Source organism: Escherichia albertii (assembly GCF_028622335.1).
Lineage (GTDB): Bacteria > Pseudomonadota > Gammaproteobacteria > Enterobacterales > Enterobacteriaceae > Escherichia > Escherichia albertii.
This window is the reverse complement of the sequence record NZ_CP117568.1, coordinates 2,112,726-2,131,037: the sequence shown is the minus strand read 5'-3', so window position 1 is coordinate 2,131,037 and position 18,312 is coordinate 2,112,726. Positions and strand designations below refer to the sequence as shown.

The following is an 18,312-nucleotide window of genomic DNA, read 5'->3' as shown; positions in this document are numbered from 1 at the left end:
AGAAATAATGCCATCTCGTCTGATTATCGTGCTGACATTTTTGTTCCTGCCATTCGGTGCAGCGGCGCATAATTTTGTTACCGGCAAACCGGTGACGCCGATTTATATCCAGGACGGCGGCGAGTTGCTGCTGAACGCTGATGACGAAATTCACTACCAAAAGTGGAACAGTACGCAACTGACAGGAAAAGTACGCATCATTCAGTATATCGCCGGGAGGAAATCGGCAAAAAAAAAGAACTCGCTGTTAATCAAAGCAGTAGAAGCGGCGAATTTCCCACAGGATCGTTTTCAGCCGACCACCATTGTGAACACCGATGATGCCATCTTTGGTTCCGGTTATTTTGTGGTTGGTAAAATTGAGAAAAATAAACGCCATTATCCCTGGGCGCAATTCGTTATCGACGGTAACGGCCAGGGACGCGTTGCCTGGCAATTGCCGGAACAAAGTTCAACCATCATGGTGTTGAGTAAAGATGGGAAAATTCAGTGGGCGAAGGACGGCAGCTTGACGCCGGAAGAAGTCGATTATGTCATTGCACTGGCGAATAAGCTGATCAATGAAGAATAAATTCAAAGGATTGAGGGCGTTGGTGAGATGAAGCTGGTTGAACATTACATCATGTGTGGTACGCGCCGTTTAGTGTTGATCATCGTTGGTTTTTTGATCTTTATCTTCGCCAGCTACTCTGCACAGCGCTATCTGACCGAAGCGGCTAATGGCACTTTAGCTCTTAATGTTGTGCTGGATATTGTTTTTTATAAGGTACTGATTGCACTGGAGATGCTGTTGCCTGTCGGCTTGTATGTGTCGGTCGGCGTAACACTTGGGCAGATGTATACCGATTCGGAAATTACCGCTATCGCGGCGTCTGGCGCCAGCCCTGCGCGTTTGTATAAAGCCGTTCTTTATCTGGCGATCCCGCTGAGTATTATTGTTGCTCTTTTGTCGATGTATGGTCGGCCCTGGGCTTATGCGCAAATTTATCAGTTAGAGCAACAGTCGCAATCAGAGCTGGATGTTCGCCATCTTCAGGCAAAGAAATTTAATACTAACGATAATGGACGCATGATCCTTGCGCAGACGGTCGATCCAGACAATAACCATCTTACTGATACGCTGATTTATACCTCGACGGCCAACCGAACTCGTATTTTTCGCGCTCATTCAGTAGATGTTGTTGATCCTTCTCCAGAGAAACCTACCGTCATGCTGCATACCGGCACGGCTTATGTTCTCGATCATCAGGGGCGTGACGACAACGAACAGCTCTACCGTAATCTGCAATTACATCTTAATCCGCTGGATCAAAGCGTGAACGTCAAGCGTAAAGCGAAATCAGTCACAGAGCTGGCACGCTCTGTTTTTCCTGCCGATCATGCCGAACTGCAATGGCGGCAAAGCCGTGGTTTTACGGCTCTGCTAATGGCCATGCTGGCAATTTCATTGAGCCGGGTTAAACCGCGTCAGGGACGTTTTTCAACGTTGTTGCCGCTGACGTTGCTGTTTATCGCCATTTTTTATGGCGGCGATGTTTGCCGTACGCTGGTGGCGAATGGGGCGATTCCCCTTATTCCTGGTTTGTGGTTGATACCCGGACTGATGTTAGTCGGCTTGCTGATGCTAATCGCTCGCGACTTCTCTTTGTTGCAGAAATTCTTCCGATGAATATCTTCAGTCGCTATTTAATTCGTTACGTTTTTCTCGGTTTTGCCGCTGCGGCAGGATTACTGCTACCGCTTTTCACGACTTTCAACCTGATTAATGAGCTGGATGACGTTAGCCCCGGTGGTTATCGCTGGACTCAGGCGGTGATGGTAGCGTTAATGACTCTGCCGCGTACACTTATTGATCTTGGACCATTTATTGCCTTGTTAGGTGGGATCGTCGGTCTTGGGCAAATGTCGAAGAACAGCGAACTTACTGCAATTCGAACCACGGGATTTTCTATTTTTCGTATTGCGATGGTGGTGCTGGTTGCCGGCATTTTGTGGGCTGTTTCATTGGGGGCGATTGATGAGTGGGTGGCGTCGCCGTTGCAGCAACATGCGCTGCAAATCAAATCTACTGCCACTGCGTTGGGCGATGAGCACGACATTACCGGGAATATGCTGTGGGCCAGACGTGGCAATGAATTTGTGACGGTAAAATCGCTCAACGAACAGGGGCAACCTGTGGGCGTAGAGATTTTTCACTATCGGGATGATCTTTCGCTCGAATCCTACATTTATGCACGTAGCGCCACTATTGAAGACAATAAAACGTGGATGTTGCATGGTGTGAATCATAAAAAATGGCACAACGGTAAGGAGTCGCTGGAGACGTTAGATAAGCTGGCATGGCAATCGACGTTCACCAGCATGAATCTTCAGGAACTGTCGATGCCGGGCAACAGCTTTTCCGTTCGCCAGTTGAACCACTACATCCATTATTTGCAGGAGACCGGGCAACCCGGCAGTGAATACCGTCTGGCATTGTGGGAAAAACTAGGGCATCCCATATTAACTTTGGCGATGATTTTACTGGCCGTTCCTTTTACTTTTAGCGTGCCGCGCGCTCCCGGGATGGGCAGCCGTCTTGCTGTGGGCGTCATCGTTGGTCTACTGACCTGGATCAGCTATCAAATCATGGCCAATCTGGGATTGTTATTCGCGTTGAGCGTGCCAGTCACAGCGCTCGGTTTGCCGATCGTGTTTATGCTGGCAGCGTTAATTCTGGTATATCGATACGACAGGAAACATTAAATCCGCCATGGCATAACGCCACGGCGGGGCAGCATTACTGTTTCAGAGTTGCAAAAGCCTGAATGATGGCATCAATTTGCTCATGACTGTGTGCAGCATTAACGCTACAGCGCAGCAGCGTAATGCCTGCAGGTGCGGCAGGTGGCAGGATCAGATTCACATATACGCCCAGAGAAATAAGCTCGCGCCAGATACGTAACCCTTCCTCTTTCGAACCGATAATCACCGGCACTACCGGGCTAATGTGTGAACTTAACTCGTAACCGAGTTTCTCCAGACCTGCATACAGACGGTTGGCGTTATCCATCAGCTTTTGTCGCAGCTCTGGCTGTGTCGCAATAGTTCTTAACGACGAACGAACGGTAGCAATACATGAGGGAGAAGGCGAAGCGGTGAAGATATACGGACGACTGCCATAACGCAGCACTTCCATCGCTTCCGAACCGACGGCAAAACCACCGATGGAGGCCAGGCTTTTACTGAAAGTTCCGACGATGATATCAACGTCATCCTCAACCCCAACAGCCTCAACCAATCCGCGTCCCGTCGCACCTAACACGCCAAATGAGTGAGCTTCATCGACAATCAAATAGCCGCCAAGACGACGTTTGATATCAACAATTTCCGCCAGCGGCGCAACGTCACCAAGCATACTGTAGATGCCTTCGACGATGATAATCGCTTCTTTCGCCCGTTCACCGAGGCGAATCATCCGCCGTTCCAAATCTTTAGCGTCATTATGGCGAAAACGAATGATCTCTGCCCCACCAAGCGAGCAGGCATCATAGATACTGGCATGGCTATCGGCGTCCAGCAATACGACTGCGTTGTGGTCAGCGAGGGCGCTGATAACACCTAAATTAGCGGTATAGCCGGTGGAAAAGACGATGGCAGTCGGACGGTTGAAGAACTCTGCAATTTCTTTCTCTAATACCAGGTGCGGCGCATAGCTACCGTTAGCCATACGCGAACCGGTAGTGCCGGTTCCTTGCGTTGCTAACGCTGACTGTCCTTTTGCAATGGCCTCGGCATTGAAGGTTAAACCAAGATAATTATTGGTCCCGGCAAGGATCACTTTTTTATCGCCGATACGTCCTTCCGTTGCGGAATAGACTTCATCAATACAGGTTCCAAACGGCGTTAACCCGTTATCACTGAATTGCAGCCTCTCGGTGGCAAGGCGCGCATATTTATCGTATAGCCCCATTATTTATTCTCCAGCCATGGAAGTAGTGTTTCCATTAATTGCACAGGGGTTCTGACATCCAGCAGAATATTGATAGGAATGGAAATATCGAATCTATCTTCCAGCATCATTAAGAGATCCATCACTTTGATCGACTCCAGGCCAAGATCGTTGACAAGATCGCTACCCGGTTTAATTTCTACACCGTTTTCGACCAAATCCTGTAAACAGGAAAGGATGTAATCCATTACTATTTCACGATTTACCATAGAAACGTTAAGACACCTTTTAACAAGACAATCAAAATAGCCCGTTGCGTAATGCGTGTTCCAGGCTAACCCCGGGAAACCAATTAATATCTTCAGAAATACATTTATTACTTGCCGACCAGTCGGCATGGGTTAATTCACGAATTTTTGAGCGTGTCAGCATGGGTTCTTTACCAGACAGGCGGCTTAATGTTGTGCTGATATCTGCAAGGCATATAAGCAGTGGCAGAGGTATGCCTAACATCCGTACAGGCCCTTGACGAGCGTCGGCGGCCAGTTGTTGAACCCGTTGCCAGTCATAGCCTCCGGCGACGCCATCGCATAATTCATACGTTTGTGTTTGCACAGTATCGGCGCACAACCACTGACCCACAGCTTGCGCTAAATCGGAGACGTGTAGAAAAGAGAGTTGAGTCTCAGGCGCACCAAGTCGCGGCAGCAATCCGCGAAGCATCCAGTCGAAAAGCGGTTTTAGCTCTTTGTCGCCAGGGCCATACACCGCCGTTGGGCGAAAAACGCCCAGCGCAATTTCGCCAGCTATTGCCGCTAATTTTTGTTCGGCTTCATATTTAGATCTTGCGTACCAGGAAAGCTCAGGATGACGCGCCGCCAGTGAAGAGATAAACAGAAATCGTTGGCATAAGCCGTTCTCTTTTGCTGCCTGCATCAGCCGCAGACTGCCGTCAACGTTACAATGGGTAAAGATCTCTTCTTTGTGTCCGCGCACCTGTCCGGCACAGTGGACCACTGCATTTGCTCCGGCTACCAGTTCAGTAAGCGAATGTGCATCTTCCAGCGAGCCGTTCACCCAGATAAGACTATCGCTGGCGTGAGCACGAGGAGTGCGTGTTAATGCGCGAACGTGAAAGCCGCGGTTGAGCAGGTTATCGATAATATATTTACCGATAAACCCAGTAGCGCCAGTTACCGCGACCGTTTGATTCATTGCGCAAAACCTGCGAGAGATTCCTGTATATGGGAATTAGCGGCATAGGCTTTCTGATAACGTTTTTTCGCTTCTGCACGGGCAGGCTTACCGGAAGAGGTGCGTGGAATACTGTGTGGTGGTAACAAATCGATAGCTGCCGTCACGCCAAATTCGCTTTGTATTTGTGCGGCCAGAGAATGAATAAGCTGGGCTCGACGATCCTCATTACTGATCCGGCACTGGATCTGTAAAATAATTTTTTCATGAGCGGTAACGAAGGCAATTGCATCTCCAGAGTGAATTTCCGGTTCCTGCTCAGCAATATATTCAATATCTTGCGGCCAGATATTTCGTCCACGAATAATGATCAGATCTTTAATACGCCCGGTGACATACAGATAACCGTCCAGAAGATAACCAAGGTCGCCGGTATCTAACCAACCTGTTGCGGCAATCTCATTCTGTGACGTTTGATCGCCAAAATAACCGCTCATCAGACTTGGGCCGGAAATATAAATATGGCCTACTACGCGTTCCGTTACGGGAATGCCTGCTTCGTTACGAATTTCAATACGATGCTGTGGCAACGCTTTACCACAGTTAACAAAGGTCGAAATAGCGCGTGTCTGCGAGCAGGGCGCAACGGCTTTCCCCTGATATTCAAGGATATCGCGATCGACCTCGTTAACGACAACACCAGAGGCTTCATCGGAAAAACTGACGGCCAGCGCGTTCTCTGCCAGTCCATAGCAGGGCATAAAGGTTTTATCGTCAAAGTTGACCTGACGGAAACATTCAGCAAATAAATGAAGTTGCTCTGCGGAGATGGGTTCTGCACCAATACCGGCGACGCGCCAGCAGGAGAGATCCAGTTCTGCAAGATCCTTTTCATTGACGCGTCGCTGACACAATTCATAGCCAAACGGCGGCGCAACAGAGACTGTGCCGCGATTTTTGCTGATCAACTTTAGCCATTGTAGCGGACGCATAGCGAAATCCTGGGTCCGCAAATAATCAACAGAAAGCTGTGTAGCGACTGGGGTGAGGAGGAAACCGACCAGCCCCATGTCATGATAGAAAGGCAACCAGGAGACACAACGATCGCCCGGACGTAATTTGATTCCGTCATGGCTGATGGCGCGTAGATTGGCCATCACTTCGCGATGGGTAATGATAACGCCACGCGGAAAACGGGTGCTGCCTGAAGTGTACTGAAGGTAGGCGATATCGTCCGGGGCTGGGCGCTGAAGTGCAATATCGGCTTCAGGTAAAGCATTAAACCAGGCGTGGCTTAAAACATGTAACTGAGAGTTGTCCAGCGTGGCGGCATTGACCAGCGGCAACCACTCCTCGCCGGTGATTATCGCGGCTGGCTGACAACTTGCCAGTAAACCCTGTAATTTAGCGCTCCATGAATCACGTTGCCCGACGCCCATTGGAATCGCCAACGGGACAGCAACTAAACCTGCGTACTGGCAGGCAAAAAACGCTTCGACAAATCCAGCGCTGGTTTCTGCAATCAGCGCCACGCGATCACCTTTTTTCAGGTTCAGCGATAACAGCCGCCTGGCTCCGGTTTCGGACCGTGTTTTTAATGTGTGATATTCCAGTTTTTCTTCGAGTTGGCTACGTCGATCGTAAAAATTCATTCCGGCGCTTCCCAGAGCGGCATAGTCCAAAGCTTCAACCAGCGTTGGAAAATCGGCATAGCGCATAGGTAGGGAATGCGTAAAGATTCTGTTAGACATATACACCACAAGAAAATTGGATATCAGAAAATAAAATGACAATAATGCGGTGGATTATATATGCATAAAAGAGAAAGGGGATAGTATTTTCACGTACCAGATATTTTATATTTGTTTGAGTAATAAATTGATGTGATAAATATCTTTCAGTGAATAATATTTATCAGGTGAATATTACTTAATGTTGATTCAATAAGTTATGTGGTGAATATATCAATAATGATCTCGGCGTTGACGCATTTAGTGCTAAGAAAATCAAATTTCGCGTAGTAATTTAGACAAAACTTTTCATGTAGTAATAAATGAGAATGTTGTTATCTTTTTGCATATTCATGGAAGAATTATTACGGTTTCGCATTTCTCTGTTGCCGCTTGTATTTCCTCCGTTAATTATTTGATATCCACAAAAATATGAGCCGCTAATGATTCACATTGAAAAAGTCATGAATAAGCATGAATTACAAACATTTATCGCTTTTCCTTCGTCCCTATATCAAGATGATCTGAACTGGATCCCGCCTTTATTCGTTGAACGCAATGAGCATTTATCGGCGAAGAATCCGGGGACTGAGCATATCATCTGGCAGGCATGGGTGGCGAAAAAAGCAGGGCGTGTCGTAGGGCGTATTACCGCGCAAATTGATACCTTGCACCGCGAGCGTTACGGCGAAGAGACGGGGCATTTCGGTATGATTGACGCCATTGATGATTTTGACGTTTTTGCTGCTTTATTTGCTGCAGCGGAAGCATGGCTGGAATCACAAGGCGCGCGCAATATCACTGGCCCATTCAGCCTGAATATTAATCAGGAAAGTGGATTGCTGATTGAAGGGTTTGACACGCCGCCCAGTGCAATGATGCCTCACGGTAAACCGTGGTATGCCTTGCATATTGAGCAACTGGGTTATCGTAAAGGCATTGATTTGCTGGCGTGGTGGATGCAGCGTACCGATCTCACTTTCTCACCAGCGCTAAAGAAACTGATGGATCAAGTTCGCAAAAAGGTGACCATACGCTGTATTAATCGTCAGCGATTTGCTGAAGAGATGCAGATCCTGCGCGAGATTTTTAACTCTGGCTGGCAGCACAACTGGGGATTTGTGCCGTTTACCGAACATGAGTTCGCGACAATGGGCGATCAGCTTAAGTATCTGGTGCCGGATGACATGATCTACATTGCTGAGATAGATTCTGCTCCTTGTGCATTTATTGTCGGCTTACCGAACATCAATGAAGCGATTGCCGATCTTAACGGATCGCTCTTTCCCTTCGGCTGGGCAAAATTGCTGTGGCGCTTAAAAGTCAGCGGTGTTCGTACTGCGCGGGTGCCGCTAATGGGCGTGCGCGAAGAGTATCAGTTTAGCCGCATCGGCCCGGTGATTGCGCTGTTATTGATTGAAGCCTTACGCGATCCGTTTACCCGCCGGAAGATTGATGCGCTGGAGATGTCATGGATCCTCGAAACCAATGCGGGCATGAATAACATGCTGGAGCGCATTGGCGCAGAACCGTACAAGCGTTACCGCTTATATGAGAAACGGCTTTGACGCTATTTCATCTCCAGTGGCGCCGCGGATCGAATCAAATGATTCCCTTCCAGTTCGATATCGTGGAGATTCTTTTTCACCGTCCTCACATGATCGCGGGCAGCGCGTTGGGCAATGAGCGGCAGACGCTGCAAAACGGCGTTGTAGATCCGGGTATGCTGGCGATCGATCTGTTTTTTTTGTTGAGGGCGATGATAGAGATTGTTCACGCTGGCAAACACTGAATTAAACATCAGATCGGTCAATGATTGCAGAGTAAACACCAGCACCTGATTGTGGGAAGCCTGGCAAATGGCGAGATGAAAAGCGTGATCCAATTGCGCATGTTCGATCAGCGAAATCGCTTTGTTACTCTCGCTGGCGGCGAGCATTTTTTCATAACAGCGAGTTATCAAAACAAAATCCGCCGGGGTTCCCAGCGTAGCCGCTAGTCTTGCAGATTCGCCTTCCAGTAATGCGCGAACGTCGAGAAGATCGTAAAGCGTTCTTGGCTGTGTGCTGAACAGATGGATCAGTGGGCTGGTGTCCTGCACACGATTAAGCCGCGCCACACGAGAATCACGCCCCTGCGCCGTTTCAATAATCCCGCGTCCGCGCAGCACAGTCAGCCCTTCACGCAGTGCGGAACGCGAGAAGCCGAGCTTTTCACACAGTCGACGCTCCGAAGGAAGCGGCTGCCCGACCTTCAGCACGCCGTCAATAATTAACCGTTCGATACTCTCCGCAACCACTTCGCAAATAGGGCGACGCTCATCTTTCATTCCCGGACCTCGTGCACAGGTAGGACCAATTTTTCTGTTATTAAGTCGCGAAACACGGACATCACGTAAGTGATTATGCTACATCAATTTAACATTAAGTTAACCTATGTGCAGTCACAGAGAGGGAAAAAAAATGGTCTGACCGGTAGCTAAAGAGATAGACGAAAACGAAAAGCCCGTTTAATAACTGTTCACAGAAGCAGCGTACAAAAATTAGCTGCCACACACACACAACAAAGCGAACCCTACTCATGAGCATCTTGTACGAAGAGCGTCTTGACGGCGCTTTACCCGATGTCGATCGCGCATCGGTACTGATGGCACTGCGTGAGCATGTCTCTGGACTCGAGATCCTGCATACCGAAGAGGAGATCATTCCTTACGAGTGTGACGGGTTGAGCGCGTATCGCACGCGTCCATTACTGGTTGTTCTACCTAAGCAGATGGAACAGGTGACGGCGATTCTGGCTGTCTGCCATCGTTTGCGTGTGCCGGTGGTGACCCGTGGCGCAGGCACCGGGCTTTCTGGCGGCGCGTTGCCGTTGGAAAAAGGTGTGTTGTTGGTGATGGCGCGCTTTAAAAAAATCCTCGAAATCAATCCCGTCGGTCGTCGTGCGCGCGTGCAGCCGGGCGTGCGTAACCTGGCGATCTCCCAGGCCGTTGCGCCACATAATCTCTATTACGCGCCGGATCCCTCCTCACAAATCGCCTGTTCCATTGGCGGCAATGTGGCGGAAAACGCGGGGGGCGTCCACTGCCTGAAATATGGGCTTACCGTACATAACTTGCTGAAAATTGAAGTGCAAACGCTGGAGGGTGAGGTGCTGACGCTGGGATCGGATGCGCTGGACTCACCGGGTTTTGATCTGCTGGCGCTGTTTACCGGATCGGAAGGTATGCTCGGCGTGACCACCGAAGTGACGGTAAAACTGCTGCCTAAACCGCCCGTGGCGCGGGTTCTGTTAGCCAGCTTTGACTCGGTAGAAAAAGCCGGACTCGCCGTCGGTGACATCATAGCCAATGGCATTATCCCTGGTGGACTGGAGATGATGGATAACCTGTCGATTCGCGCGGCGGAAGATTTTATTCATGCTGGTTATCCCGTCGATGCCGAAGCGATTTTGTTATGCGAACTGGATGGCGTGGAGTCTGACGTACAGGAAGACTGCGAACGAGTTAACGACATCTTACGGAAAGCGGGCGCGACTGACGTCCGTCTGGCGCAGGACGAAGCGGAACGTGTGCGTTTCTGGGCGGGCCGCAAAAACGCTTTCCCGGCGGTAGGACGTATCTCCCCGGATTACTACTGCATGGACGGCACCATCCCGCGCCGTGCGCTGCCTGGCGTACTGGAAGGCATTGCCCGTTTATCGCAGCAATATGATTTACGCGTCGCCAACGTCTTTCATGCCGGAGACGGCAACATGCACCCGTTGATCCTTTTCGATGCCAACGAACCCGGTGAATTTGCCCGCGCGGAAGAGCTGGGCGGGAAGATCCTCGAACTCTGCGTCGAAGTGGGCGGCAGCATTAGCGGGGAACATGGCATCGGGCGAGAAAAAATTAATCAAATGTGTGCCCAGTTCAACAGCGATGAAATCACGACTTTTCATGCGGTCAAGGCGGCGTTTGATCCCGATGGTTTGCTGAACCCAGGAAAAAACATTCCCACGCTACACCGCTGCGCTGAATTTGGCGCCATGCATGTGCATCACGGTCATTTACCTTTCCCTGAACTGGAGCGTTTCTGATGCTACGCGAGTGTGATTACAGTCAGGCGCTGCTGGAGCAGGTGAATCAGGCGATTAGCGATAAAACGCCGCTGGTGATTCAGGGCAGCAATAGCAAAGCCTTTTTAGGACGCCCTGTCACCGGACAAGCGCTGGATGTGCGTTGCCATCGCGGCATTGTTAATTACGACCCGACCGAGTTGGTGCTCACCGCTCGCGCCGGAACACCGCTGGTGGCGATTGAAGCAGCGCTGGAAAGCGCCGGGCAAATGCTGCCCTGCGAGCCGCCGCATTATGGCGAAGAAGCCACCTGGGGCGGGATGGTCGCCTGCGGGCTGGCGGGGCCGCGTCGCCCGTGGAGCGGTTCGGTCCGCGATTTTGTCCTCGGTACGCGCATTATTACCGGCACTGGTAAACATCTGCGTTTTGGCGGCGAAGTGATGAAAAACGTTGCCGGATACGATCTCTCGCGGTTAATGGTCGGAAGTTACGGCTGTCTTGGCGTGCTCACTGAAATCTCGATGAAAGTGTTACCGCGACCGCGTGCCTCCCTGAGTCTGCGTCGGGAAATCAGCCTGCAAGAAGCCATGAACGAAATCGCTCAGTGGCAACTCCAGCCACTCCCCATTAGTGGTTTATGCTACTTCGACAACGCGTTGTGGTTTCGCCTCGAAGGCGGTGAAGGATCGGTAAAAGCGGCGCGTGAACTGCTGGGGGGCGAAGAGGTTGCGAGTCAGTTCTGGCAGCAATTGCGTGAACAACAACTGCCGTTTTTCTCATTACCTGGCACCTTATGGCGCATTTCACTCCCTGGCGATGCGCCGATGATGGATTTACCCGGCGAGCAACTGCTCGACTGGGGCGGGGCGTTACGCTGGCTGAAATCGACAGCCGATGACAATCAAATCCATCGCATCGCCCGCAACGCTGGCGGTCATGCGACCCGCTTTAGTGCCGGAGATGGCGGCTTTGCCCCGCTATCCGCCCCTTTATTCCGCTATCACCAGCGGCTTAAACAGCAGCTCGACCCTTGCGGCGTGTTTAACCCCGGTCGCATGTACGCGGAACTTTAAGGAGCAGGCTATGCAAACCCGATTAACCGAAGAGATGCGCCAGAACCCGCGGGCGCAGGAAGCCGACAGTATCCTGCGCGCCTGTGTTCACTGCGGATTTTGTACCGCAACCTGCCCAACGTATCAGCTTTTAGGAGATGAACTGGACGGGCCGCGCGGGCGCATCTATCTGATTAAGCAGGTACTGGAAGGTAACGAAGTCACGCTTAAAACGCAGGAGCATCTCGATCGTTGCCTCACTTGCCGTAATTGTGAAACTACCTGTCCTTCTGGTGTGCACTATCACAATCTGCTGGATATCGGGCGTGATATTGTCGAGCAGAAAGTGAAACGCCCGTTACCGGAGCGAATGTTACGTGAAGGTTTGCGCCAGGTGGTGCCGCGTCCGGCAGTCTTCCGTGCGCTGACGCGGGTAGGGCTGGTGTTACGCCCGTTGTTGCCAGAACAGGCCAGAGCAAAATTACCCGCCAAAATTGTGAAAGCCAAACCGCGTCCGCCGCTGCGCCATAAGCGCCGGGTTTTAATGCTGGAAGGTTGCGCCCAGCCTGCGCTTTCGCCCAATACTAACGCGGCAACCGCGCGTGTGCTGGATCGCCTGGGGATCAGCGTCATGCCAGCTGACGAAGCAGGCTGTTGTGGCGCAGTGGACTATCATCTAAATGCGCAAGCAAAAGGGTTAGCGCGGGCGCGAAATAACATTGATGCATGGTGGCCCGCGATTGAAGCGGGCGCCGAGGCAATTTTGCAAACCGCCAGTGGCTGCGGCGCGTTCGTCAAAGAGTACGGGCAGATGCTGAAAAACGATGCATTGTATGCCGATAAAGCGCGTCAGGTCAGTGAACTGGCGGTCGATTTAGTCGAGCTTTTACGTGAGGAACCGCTGGAAAAGCTAGCGATTCGCGGCGATAAAAAACTGGCCTTTCACTGCCCGTGTACCCTACAACATGCGCAAAAGCTGAACGGCGAAGTGGAAAAAGTGTTACTCCGTCTTGGATTTACCTTAACCGATGTCCCCGACAGCCATCTGTGCTGCGGGTCGGCGGGAACGTATGCATTAACGCATCCCGAGCTGGCGCGCCAGCTACGGGATAACAAAATGAATGCACTGGAAAGCGGCAAACCGGAAATGATCGTCACCGCCAACATTGGTTGCCAGACGCATCTGGCGAGCGCCGGTCGTACCTCTGTGCGTCACTGGATTGAAATTGTAGAACAAGCCCTTGAAAAGGAATAACAAAATGAAAACTAAAGTCATTCTTAGCCAGCAAATGGCGAGCGCAATTATTGCCGCAGGTCAGGAAGAAGCGCAGAAAAATAACTGGTCTGTTTCCATTGCTGTTGCCGATGACGGCGGTCATCTGCTGGCGTTAAGTCGCATGGATGATTGCGCGCCGATAGCGGCCTACATCTCCCAGGAGAAAGCGCGTACTGCCGCGCTGGGGCGTCGCGAAACTAAGGGCTATGAAGAGATGGTAAATAATGGGCGTACCGCGTTTGTGACCGCGCCGTTACTGACGTCGCTGGAAGGTGGCGTTCCGGTTATTGTTGATGGGCAAATTATTGGTGCGGTGGGCGTTTCTGGTTTAACCGGAGCACAAGATGCGCAGGTCGCGAAAGCAGCGGCAGCGGTGTTGGCGAAATAAGCGAAAACGAGGAGATAAACAATGAGTCAAACCATAACCCAGGGCCGTTTACGCATTGACGCCGACTTTAAACGTTTTGTCGATGAAGAAGTGTTACCGGGCGTGGAACTGGATGCTGCGGCATTCTGGCGCAATTTTGATGAGATCGTTCACGATCTGGCGCCAGAGAATCGTCAGCTATTGGCAGAACGCGATCGCATTCAGGCGGCGCTGGACGAATGGCATCGCAGCAATCCGGGGCCGGTAAAAGACAAAGCGGCCTATAAATCCTTCCTGCGGGAACTGGGTTACCTGGTGCCGCAACCGGATCACGTCATGGTAGAAACTACCGGTATTGACAGCGAAATCACCTGCCAGGCCGGCCCGCAACTGGTGGTTCCGGCAATGAACGCGCGCTACGCGCTGAACGCAGCGAACGCTCGCTGGGGGTCATTGTACGACGCGCTTTACGGCAGCGACATTATCCCACAGGAAGGGGCGATGGTCAGCGGCTACGATCCGCAGCGCGGCGAGCAGGTTATCGCCTGGGTCCGTCGCTTTCTTGATGAATCATTACCACTGGAAAACGGCAGTTATCAGGATGTGCTCTCGTTCAAAGTGGTCGATAAACAATTACGTATCCGGTTAAAAAATGGCACGGAAACCACGTTACGTACTCCGGTGCAGTTTGTTGGTTACCGTGGCGACGTCACTGCGCCGAGCTGCATTTTGCTGAAAAATAACGGCCTGCATATCGAGCTGCAAATTGATGCCAACGGGCGAATTGGCAAAGACGATCCGGCGCACATCAACGATGTTATCGTCGAAGCGGCTATCAGTACCATTCTCGACTGTGAAGACTCGGTCGCGGCGGTTGATGCGGAAGATAAAATCCTGCTGTACCGCAACCTGCTGGGCCTGATGCAGGGCACTCTGCAAGAGAAAATGGAGAAAAACGGTCGGCAAATCGTGCGTAAGCTGAATGCAGATCGTCAATACACTGCCGCCGATGGTTCTGAAATCTCTCTGCACGGACGCTCGCTGTTGTTTATCCGTAACGTGGGTCATTTGATGACTATTCCCGTGATTTGGGATAGCGAAGGTAATGAAATCCCGGAAGGCATTCTTGATGGCGTAATGACTGGCGCGATTGCCCTCTACGATTTAAAAGTACAGAAAAACTCACGCACCGGCAGTGTCTACATTGTGAAACCGAAAATGCACGGTCCGCAGGAAGTGGCGTTTGCCAACAAACTGTTTACCCGCATTGAGGCAATGCTCGGCATGGCGCCGAATACCCTGAAAATGGGCATTATGGATGAAGAACGCCGAACCTCGCTGAATTTACGCAGTTGCATCGCTCAGGCGCGCCATCGTGTGGCATTTATTAACACTGGTTTCCTTGATCGTACCGGCGATGAGATGCATTCGGCAATGGAAGCGGGCCCGATGCTGCGTAAAAACCAGATGAAATCGACACCGTGGATCAAAGCCTACGAGCGCAACAACGTACTGTCTGGTCTGTTTTGCGGACTGCGCGGCAAAGCGCAGATCGGTAAAGGAATGTGGGCAATGCCGGATCTGATGGCTGACATGTACCGCCAGAAAGGTGATCAACTTCGCGCCGGGGCGAACACTGCATGGGTTCCGTCGCCAACCGCCGCGACGCTCCATGCGCTGCATTACCACCAAACCAACGTACAGAGCGTGCAAGCTAACATTGCCCAGACCGGGTTTAATGCCGAATTTGAGCCGCTGCTGGACGATCTGCTGACTATTCCGGTAGCGGAAAATGCTAACTGGTCAGTGGAAGAGATCCAACAAGAACTGGATAACAACGTGCAGGGAATTCTGGGTTACGTAGTGCGTTGGGTCGAGCAGGGGATTGGTTGTTCAAAAGTGCCGGATATTCACAACGTAGCGCTGATGGAAGACCGCGCAACACTGCGCATCTCCAGCCAGCATATCGCCAACTGGTTACGCCACGGCATTTTGACCAAAGAACAGGTGCAGGCGTCGCTGGAGAATATGGCGAAAGTGGTCGATCAGCAAAATGCTGGCGATCCGGCTTATCGTCCGATGGCGGGGAATTTCGCTCACTCGTGTGCCTTTAAGGCCGCCAGCGATTTAATCTTCCTCGGCGTGAAACAGCCAAACGGTTATACCGAACCGTTATTACATGCCTGGCGTTTACGCGAAAAAGAAAGTCATTAATAGCGTCAAAAAGCCCCGGCAAGTTTTACTGCCGGGGCTATTATAGTTACTGCGGTAGTGCATTTATCCCGGAAATAACCGGAGCGATGATCAGGGTTTAACAATATTAAATACCCGCAGCGCATCACTAGCGGGATTAAAATAATAAGATGGACATCTTAACGATACTCTGCGCCTGTGTGTGCGGAACAGAACCCCTTACCCGATATACTTGTTATGCCAGAGGTAGCAATTGCGTTAGCGGCGTGCTGTTGCTGTAAAGTATAACGCCTATACTTTACAGTTCAGTCCTCTTTTGCTTATTACAACCTTAAGTATATCAAGCATATAAAGATAATAAGAGACTGAACAATATGGTTACCTGGACTCAAATGTATATGCCGATGGGAGGACTGGGGCTATCCGCTCTGGTCGCCTTAATTCCAATAATATTTTTCTTTGTGGCACTCGCTGTATTACGTCTGAAAGGCCATGTCGCCGGAGCAATAACCCTCATATTATCTATCCTGATTGCGATATTCGCCTTTAAAATGCCGATTGATATGGCATTTGCTGCTGCGGGATATGGTTTTATTTACGGTTTATGGCCCATCGCCTGGATTATAGTGGCGGCGGTATTCCTCTATAAATTAACCGTTGCCAGCGGTCAGTTTGATATTATCCGCAGCTCGGTTATCTCGATTACCGACGATCAGCGTTTGCAGGTGTTGCTGATTGGTTTCTCCTTTGGCGCGTTGTTAGAAGGAGCCGCGGGCTTTGGCGCGCCGGTGGCGATTACTGGCGCACTGTTGGTGGGACTGGGCTTCAAACCGTTATACGCGGCGGGGCTGTGCCTGATAGCCAACACCGCGCCGGTGGCGTTTGGTGCGTTGGGCGTGCCGATTCTGGTTGCCGGGCAGGTCACTGGTATCGATCCCTTCCACATTGGCGCAATGGCGGGACGCCAGTTGCCGTTCCTGTCGGTGCTGGTGCCGTTCTGGCTGGTGGCGATGATGGACGGCTGGAAAGGTGTGAAAGAGACATGGCCGGCCGCGCTGGTGGCGGGGGGAAGTTTCGCTGTAACCCAATTCTTTACTTCTAACTACATTGGCCCGGAGCTGCCGGATATTACTTCGGCGCTGGTGAGTATCGTCTCACTCTCTTTATTCCTTAAAGTGTGGCGGCCAAAAAATACTGAAACGGCTATCAGCATGGGGCAATCCGCTGGTGCGATGGTGGTGAATAAGCCATCTTCTGGCGGCCCGGTACCTTCGGAATATCGCGTCGGACAAATCATTCGCGCATGGTCACCGTTTTTAATCTTAACGGTACTGGTCACCATCTGGACCATGAAACCGTTTAAAGCGTTATTTGCTCCGGGCGGTGCACTTTATTCGCTGGTGATTAATTTCCAGATCCCCCATTTGCATCACCAGGTAATGAAAGCAGCGCCCATTGTCGCCCAGTCGACGCCAATGGATGCGGTATTTAAATTCGATCCACTCTCCGCTGGCGGCACTGCTATATTTATCGCGGCGATTATCTCTATCTTCATTCTCGGCGTGGGGATCAAAAAAGGCATTGCTGTCTTCGCAGAAACGCTAATTAGCCTGAAGTGGCCGATATTATCGATTGGCATGGTGCTGGCATTTGCTTTTGTGACTAACTATTCCGGTATGTCTACCACGCTGGCGCTGGTACTGGCAGGAACTGGTACGATGTTTCCGTTCTTTTCGCCATTCCTCGGCTGGCTGGGGGTATTCCTTACCGGCTCGGACACATCCTCGAACGCTCTGTTTGGTTCACTGCAATCAACCACGGCGCAGCAAATCAATGTCTCAGACACTCTGCTGGTGGCAGCAAACACCAGCGGTGGTGTGACGGGTAAGATGATCTCCCCGCAATCTATCGCCGTGGCTTGTGCTGCAACGGGGATGGTGGGCAGAGAATCTGAGCTGTTCCGCTATACCGTAAAGCACAGTCTGATCTTTGCCAGTGTTATCGGCATTATCACCCTGTTACAGGCATATGTATTTACCGGAATGTTAGTTTCGTAAGTCGATAAAGCCGGATGGTTGTCAATATCATTCGGCTTCTTTCCACTCTTACTTCGTTATTCTGTTTGAATAACTGCAAAATCATTTCGTTCTTTATTATCTATTGATAAACAATATTTCTTGTTTAGATAACATGCTAAATAATTCCGGGAGTGAGAACACGTATTATTTTTTCATAATGCAAAACAAGTGCGTGCAAAGAGTGCTTACGTAATGAGCAAACACCATGTTATCTGTTGATTTTGCAGTCTTTATCGATAAAAATATCAACAATTTGGGATAATTACCTTCTGAATAATTGTTGTTTTTTCGAGTATTGCATCTTTGCGCAAATAACCCGTTCTACATCGCTGCGGGGTTATCCTGATGCTTTTATTTATCATGTCGTTATCAATAATGCAGTTTTATGAATAGAGGAGGTTCTGTTTCAAGAGAAAGTAAAAACATAAAACT

15 protein-coding genes are annotated in these 18,312 nt (G+C 50.6%); 10 read left to right on the top strand and 5 right to left on the bottom strand.

All coding sequences use genetic code 11. The features are described from left to right. Positions 1-7: 7 nt before the first annotated feature. From PS053_RS10310 to lptG, 3 genes are read left to right on the top strand one after another with little or no spacing between them, the layout of a single operon-like run. Positions 8-571 carry a YtfJ family protein gene (locus tag PS053_RS10310; RefSeq protein ID WP_059235314.1) on the top strand — a complete coding sequence of 188 codons (564 nt, stop codon included), beginning with the start codon at positions 8-10 and terminating at the stop codon, positions 569-571. Between the two features lie 27 nt (positions 572-598). Next, complete coding sequence (gene lptF / locus PS053_RS10305) at positions 599-1,669, top strand: LPS export ABC transporter permease LptF (RefSeq protein ID WP_256878834.1); 1,071 nt, start codon at positions 599-601, stop codon at positions 1,667-1,669. Further along, on the top strand, positions 1,666-2,745 hold the full coding sequence (gene lptG / locus PS053_RS10300; RefSeq protein WP_256878836.1) for an LPS export ABC transporter permease LptG: 1,080 nt from the start codon (positions 1,666-1,668) through the stop codon (positions 2,743-2,745). The genes lptF and lptG overlap by 4 nt, the downstream gene beginning before the upstream one ends. Before the next feature lie 34 nt (positions 2,746-2,779). Here lptG and spt read toward each other — a convergent pair whose 3' ends face one another. The 4 genes from spt to PS053_RS10280 are packed head-to-tail and all read right to left on the bottom strand — an operon-like array spanning position 2,780 to position 6,876. Further along, the gene (spt, locus tag PS053_RS10295) at positions 2,780-3,952 is read right to left on the bottom strand and encodes a serine palmitoyltransferase (RefSeq protein ID WP_000524993.1); all 1,173 of its coding nucleotides are present in this window, start codon (positions 3,950-3,952) and stop codon (positions 2,780-2,782) included. Further along, positions 3,952-4,200, bottom strand: a complete 249-nt coding sequence (locus tag PS053_RS10290; RefSeq protein ID WP_000248101.1) for an acyl carrier protein — start codon at positions 4,198-4,200, stop codon at positions 3,952-3,954. The genes spt and PS053_RS10290 overlap by 1 nt, the downstream gene beginning before the upstream one ends. A gap of 31 nt (positions 4,201-4,231) precedes the next feature. After that, a complete protein-coding gene (locus tag PS053_RS10285; protein WP_256878837.1) occupies positions 4,232-5,146 on the bottom strand; it encodes an NAD-dependent epimerase/dehydratase family protein in 915 nt (304 codons plus the stop codon). Then, positions 5,143-6,876: a fatty acyl-AMP ligase gene (locus tag PS053_RS10280; protein ID WP_256878838.1), complete on the bottom strand. Its 1,734-nt coding sequence runs from the start codon at positions 6,874-6,876 to the stop codon at positions 5,143-5,145. The genes PS053_RS10285 and PS053_RS10280 overlap by 4 nt, the downstream gene beginning before the upstream one ends. 422 nt (positions 6,877-7,298) lie before the next feature. On the opposite strand from PS053_RS10280, the gene yghO reads away from it, so the two are divergent. Beyond that, positions 7,299-8,423 (top strand): protein YghO, encoded by a 1,125-nt coding sequence (gene yghO, locus PS053_RS10275; protein ID WP_103053907.1) that lies wholly within the window; start codon positions 7,299-7,301, stop codon positions 8,421-8,423. Positions 8,424-8,425: 2 nt separating this feature from the next. On the opposite strand, the gene glcC is transcribed toward yghO, so the two are convergent. After that, positions 8,426-9,184, bottom strand: coding sequence for a transcriptional regulator GlcC (gene glcC, locus PS053_RS10270; RefSeq protein WP_024164874.1), 759 nt, complete (start codon positions 9,182-9,184; stop codon positions 8,426-8,428). 251 nt (positions 9,185-9,435) lie between these two features. On the opposite strand from glcC, the gene glcD reads away from it, so the two are divergent. The 6 genes from glcD to glcA all read left to right on the top strand — a co-directional run bounded on the left by glcD (position 9,436) and on the right by glcA (position 17,859). Beyond that, positions 9,436-10,935 (top strand): glycolate oxidase subunit GlcD, encoded by a 1,500-nt coding sequence (gene glcD, locus PS053_RS10265; protein ID WP_256878839.1) that lies wholly within the window; start codon positions 9,436-9,438, stop codon positions 10,933-10,935. Beyond that, on the top strand, positions 10,935-11,987 hold the full coding sequence (gene glcE, locus PS053_RS10260) for a glycolate oxidase subunit GlcE (RefSeq protein ID WP_256878840.1): 1,053 nt from the start codon (positions 10,935-10,937) through the stop codon (positions 11,985-11,987). Before glcD ends, glcE begins: the two co-directional genes overlap by 1 nt. A 10-nt stretch (positions 11,988-11,997) precedes the next feature. Then, positions 11,998-13,221, top strand: coding sequence for a glycolate oxidase subunit GlcF (gene glcF, locus PS053_RS10255; RefSeq protein WP_059253489.1), 1,224 nt, complete (start codon positions 11,998-12,000; stop codon positions 13,219-13,221). A gap of 4 nt (positions 13,222-13,225) precedes the next feature. Continuing rightward, the gene (locus PS053_RS10250; protein WP_001352944.1) at positions 13,226-13,630 is read left to right on the top strand and encodes a GlcG family protein; all 405 of its coding nucleotides are present in this window, start codon (positions 13,226-13,228) and stop codon (positions 13,628-13,630) included. A 21-nt stretch (positions 13,631-13,651) separates the two neighbouring features. Next, the gene (gene glcB, locus PS053_RS10245) at positions 13,652-15,823 is read left to right on the top strand and encodes a malate synthase G (protein WP_256878841.1); all 2,172 of its coding nucleotides are present in this window, start codon (positions 13,652-13,654) and stop codon (positions 15,821-15,823) included. 353 nt (positions 15,824-16,176) lie between these two features. After that, the gene (glcA, locus tag PS053_RS10240; RefSeq protein WP_256878842.1) at positions 16,177-17,859 is read left to right on the top strand and encodes a glycolate permease GlcA; all 1,683 of its coding nucleotides are present in this window, start codon (positions 16,177-16,179) and stop codon (positions 17,857-17,859) included. Positions 17,860-18,312: the final 453 nt, after the last annotated feature.